This window comes from Arthrobacter sp. 10T413_2, assembly GCF_056394205.1.
This window is the reverse complement of record NZ_JBFTHK010000272.1, coordinates 1-4,214: the sequence shown is the minus strand read 5'-3', so window position 1 is coordinate 4,214 and position 4,214 is coordinate 1. Positions and strand designations below refer to the sequence as shown.

Annotated in this window: 4 protein-coding genes and 1 pseudogene; 1 reads left to right on the top strand and 4 read right to left on the bottom strand. The window is 65.9% G+C overall.

Annotation, left to right across the window (positions count from 1 at the left end; translation table 11 throughout):
- Positions 1-835, top strand: an 835-nt coding sequence (locus AC1DBQ_RS22300) for a heme o synthase (RefSeq protein ID WP_476930586.1), incomplete at its 5' end; no start/stop codon positions are given.
- Between the two features lie 33 nt (positions 836-868).
- Here AC1DBQ_RS22300 and AC1DBQ_RS22295 read toward each other — a convergent pair.
- From AC1DBQ_RS22295 to AC1DBQ_RS22280, 4 genes and pseudogenes are all read right to left on the bottom strand, one after another.
- Entirely contained in the window at positions 869-2,053 is a 1,185-nt protein-coding gene (locus AC1DBQ_RS22295) for an acyltransferase family protein (protein ID WP_476930585.1), read from the bottom strand.
- Positions 2,054-2,334: 281 nt separating this feature from the next.
- Complete coding sequence (locus AC1DBQ_RS22290) at positions 2,335-2,859, bottom strand: hypothetical protein (RefSeq protein WP_476930584.1); 525 nt, start codon at positions 2,857-2,859, stop codon at positions 2,335-2,337.
- A 212-nt stretch (positions 2,860-3,071) separates the two neighbouring features.
- Positions 3,072-4,028 (bottom strand): COX15/CtaA family protein, encoded by a 957-nt coding sequence (locus AC1DBQ_RS22285; protein ID WP_476930587.1) that lies wholly within the window; start codon positions 4,026-4,028, stop codon positions 3,072-3,074.
- Positions 4,024-4,214, bottom strand: a pseudogene (locus AC1DBQ_RS22280) (ABC transporter permease); the annotation flags it as partial. The gene AC1DBQ_RS22285 and the pseudogene AC1DBQ_RS22280, both read right to left, overlap by 5 nt.

Here is a 4,214-nt window from a genome sequence, read left to right as displayed (position 1 = left end):
CGTCAGCACCTTGCCCACCATGATCTACGCCGAGCGCGGATTCCCCTCGATCGGCCTGATTCTGGCGACGCTCGTGGGCGGCGCTTTCGCGGCAGGCTCCGCCGGTGCCTTCAACTGCTACATCGACCGCGACATCGACAAGCTCATGCACCGGACCGAGAACCGCCCGCTGGTCACCGGCGAGGTCACGCCCCGCGAAGCGCTGATCTTCTCCTGGCTGTTGGGCGCCGCGGCGATCGCCATCCTCTGGTTCGGGGCCAACCCGCTCTCCGCTTGGCTGGGCTTCGGCGCCATCGTCTTTTACGTGGTCATCTACACCATGATCCTCAAGCGACGCACCGCCCAGAACATCGTCTGGGGCGGCGCCGCGGGGTGCTTCCCGGTCCTGATCGCCTGGGCCGCCGTCACCAACACGGTGGAGTGGCCCGCCGTCGTGCTGTTCATGGTGATCTTCCTCTGGACCCCGCCGCACTACTGGCCGCTGTCAATGCGCTACGGCGAGGACTACCGCAACGCCAACGTGCCGATGCTGGGCGCCATCGCCGGCGCCAAGGTGGTCTCGGTGCAGGTGGTGCTTTACGCGTGGGCCATGGTGGCGTGCTCGCTCCTGCTGATCCCGGCCGGCGGCGCGGGCTGGGTGTACACGGTGACCGCCGTCGCGGCCGGCGCGTGGTTCCTGTACGAGTCGCACGCCCTGTACAACCGGGCCCAGTCCGGCGACGTCTCCAACAAGGGCGCCATGAAGGTCTTTCACGGCTCCATCAGCTACCTGACGCTGCTCTTCATTGCCCTGGCGGTGGACCCGTTCATCGGCTCGGCGGTCATGGGCGGCTGAGTCCTCCCTCTTCCTAAAACAGCAGACGCTCCCTCACACTGGTGAGGGAGCGTCTGCTGTTTTGCGGCAGTGCTGTGAGGGCACTGCTCCTAATCGGCGCTTACGTCTAGTCGCTTCGTACTTCCTGGCGCGGCCCGGGACGGGCAACGACGCCGGCCGCTGGTCCGGGTACCGCTGGTCGAAGCGATGGCGCGCGATCCGTCCGAGCCTCTCGACCGTGTGCCAGCTGATGACCGCGATGACCAGGGTCACCACGATGGCCGACACCGCCACAAGCGGCGGCAGATCCGCCGTCGACCCGCCGTTGAGCCAGAGAATGACGAGGTAGTTCCAGAGATAGGCCGCGTAGGACACGGTGCCCAGCAGCTGCAGCGGACGCGTCCACGTCGGCATCGCACGGGTGCGGGAGGCGGCGAGGGCCACCAGGACGGCCGCGGCAGCCATGGCCAGCGGGCCTCCGATGAAGAAGAAGGCCGGTGTTTCGTTGGCTTTCGGGAAGAACGCCAGCGCGACCAGGAGTGCCGAGGAGCCCAGCAGGGCGGCCAGCCTGAGCCGGCGGCCCGCGAACCAGCCGAAGACGCGGACCCGGTAGAGGCGCAGGGCCGACCCTAAGATCAGGCCCAGGCCCCACGTCGTGGGCAACGCGTAGACCAGTGAATGAAGTTGCGGAGCCAGGATCTCCATAGCCAGCACGCTTGCCGACATCAGGGCCAGGGCGACGGCAGCCGACCAGACCATCAGCCGGCCCTGCCGATTGCGCCGGAGGGCGAGCACCAGCAGCGCGGGCCAGATCAGGTAGAACTGTTCCTCCACCGCCAGCGTCCACAGCGGTCCGATGGCCATGCTGACGTCGAAGGGGAGCGGCAGGTCTTTGAGGTAGCCGAGGCCAGCGAGGACGGTGTACCCGACGATGCCCTTGGACCGGTCCCCGAGGACGTCGGTGGCCAGCTCGACGACGGCGTACACGCCCAGGAGGGAGATCAGGGCCGGCACGAGCCGGAAGGCCCTGTGCGCATAGAAACGGCCGTAGCGAATCCTTCGATGCCGTTCCACGTCCCTGAGCAGCACGTTCGTGATCAGGTATCCGCTCAGCACGAAGAACGCAATGACACCGATGATGCCGGCGCCCTGAAATATTCCAGGCCAGGAATGTCCCAGCAGGACTGCGCCAACGGCAGCGCCGCGAAGGACGTCCAGGCCATCAAGCCGCGGACGCACTGTGATTTGCTTGCTTGCGGTTTGTTTGGTTGTAGCGTGTTGGTCTGTAGATTGCAGGGCGGCCGTGGCGGCCCTTTCGCCGACTAGTATCGCCATATAACCTCCGGAGCCTCTATCCGGCCGGTTTCTATTTCAGCTGAATCAAGGCAAAACCGTGCCGTTCCTCTTCTGATGAATGTGATTCCGGCGCCACCGCGCCGCTATCTATTATCCCGGACGCGGCTGGACGAAACCTGACCACGGTTCGTCTGGTGGTCCGTTCGCCCGCAACAGCCCGGGATTCAGAGGTTGTGGGCGATGAGTTCGAGCGCGATCACCAGAAGGCTTAAGACGACTTCGGCGAACATGATGGCGGCCTTGTGGTGGAGCGGGATATCGAGGCGCCGGATCGCGAGGTATCCGACGACCATGAGTGAGGCAACAAGAACAACGACCGCCCAGCCGAGAGCCACGGCGGTGGGCCAGAGCCCGAGGCCGGCCGCTGCGAGCAGGAGCAGCGGAGTCACCAGAACGCCGAGACCGCCGGCGCTGACCGCCATCATATGATGCAGTTCTTCACCGGTAGGGAGCTTCGAATGTACCGTCAGGTGGCTCAGGAGATCGGCGACGAAAATCCCCAGCAGGGAACCGATCACCACGATGCTGAGGGTGGCGGCCGCGGCCGCGGGCGACGTCTCATCCGCGTGACTCCGAAGCGCCAACACCACAGCGAGGCTCGTAAAGATGATGTAGACCCGCTCTTTAAGGCTCGCCGCGCGTTGGCGGGCCGCGGGTGACAGGGTCACGGGCGGTTCGATCGGATTCATCTGAGAAGGCCTTCCGGTAAGCGTCACAGGAGTGAACGACCACATGCCCACGACCGCAACGATCCAAATCCATGCCATCTCATAGTGCTCCAGGAGAACCCGCCGAGGCCAGACCGCAGCCCACAAAGACAACCAACGCGGGGTCACCTACGGCCCATCCGAACGGGCGGTAGGTGACCCCGCGTTGTTTGTTGGGGGAGATGTTGGTGCGCCTATTTCACCGGGCTGTAGCGGGCAAGGTCCGCGGCGTTGGTGGCCGCGCTCATCAGCAGGGCCGCCGCCAGCATGTGTGCGCCCACGAGCAGCGCCGGGATGCCGTTGTAGTACTGCGTGAAGCCGATGACGGCCTGCAGCACCGTGACGCCCAGCAGCATGAACACCGCGGAACGGAACGGCCCCGGGATCCGCCCGCGGAGCACCAGGAACACTCCGAACAGCGCTCCGGCGGTCACCAGATAGGCCGGCATGGCATGGATGTGCGCGAAGAGGTCCCAGTCGAGGTCATTCCGCGGCGCGTTGGCGTCGCCGGCATGCGGGCCGGCCCCGGTCACCACAACACCCAGGCATACGGCCACGGCGGAGAAGAACGCGACGGCGGTCATCACCGGGCGTGCGGCGCCCGGCAGGGCCGGAAGCTGCACGGTCCGGGCCTTGCCCGTGCGGCCGTAGGCGCGGTTCACCAAAAGGGTTGCCAGGACCACCAAGGCCATGGACACCAGGAAGTGCAGGCCCACAACCCAGGGGTTCAGCTGGGTCAGTACGGTGATGCCGCCGATGACGGCCTGGGCCGGGATGCTGGCGAGCAGGCCCAGGGCCAGCAGGAAGAGGTCGCGGCGTTCCTTGCGGAGGTTCCACAGGTACACGAGCATCATCACAGCGACGGCGGCCAGCGCGAACGTCAGGAGACGGTTGCCGAATTCGATGATGCCGTGGAACCCCATTTCCGGTGTGGTCGCCAGGGATCCTTCCGTGCAGCGCGGCCACGTGGGGCAGCCAAGGCCCGAGGCGGTCAACCGGACGGCGCCCCCTGTCACCACCAGGACGATCTGGCCGATGAGGGACAACACGGCCAGCCGCCTGATCCTGTTGTCGACCGTGACGGGCAGCCGGGAGGTGAACCCGGAAACGATCCGGGGTGTGCGTGACGCCGTGCTAACAGTTTTCTCAATTCCACTTGAACCAACGGATTGCCGCGCCGCCGGCGATCGCCGTCCAGAGCAGCAGGACAAAGACGGCAGCAACATTGACGCTGCCGTACAGGAAAGCATCCCTCAACGCCTGGCCCAGCGAGCCGGAGGGGAGGAAGTGCACCACAGCCTGCGAGAGCGCTGGGAGCCGTTCGGACGGGATCACGA

Excerpts from the sequence above, each read along its gene's own strand:
- AC1DBQ_RS22290 (WP_476930584.1), bottom strand. The coding sequence starts at position 2,859 with ATGAATCCGATCGAACCGCCCGTGACCCTGTCACCCGCGGCCCGCCAA.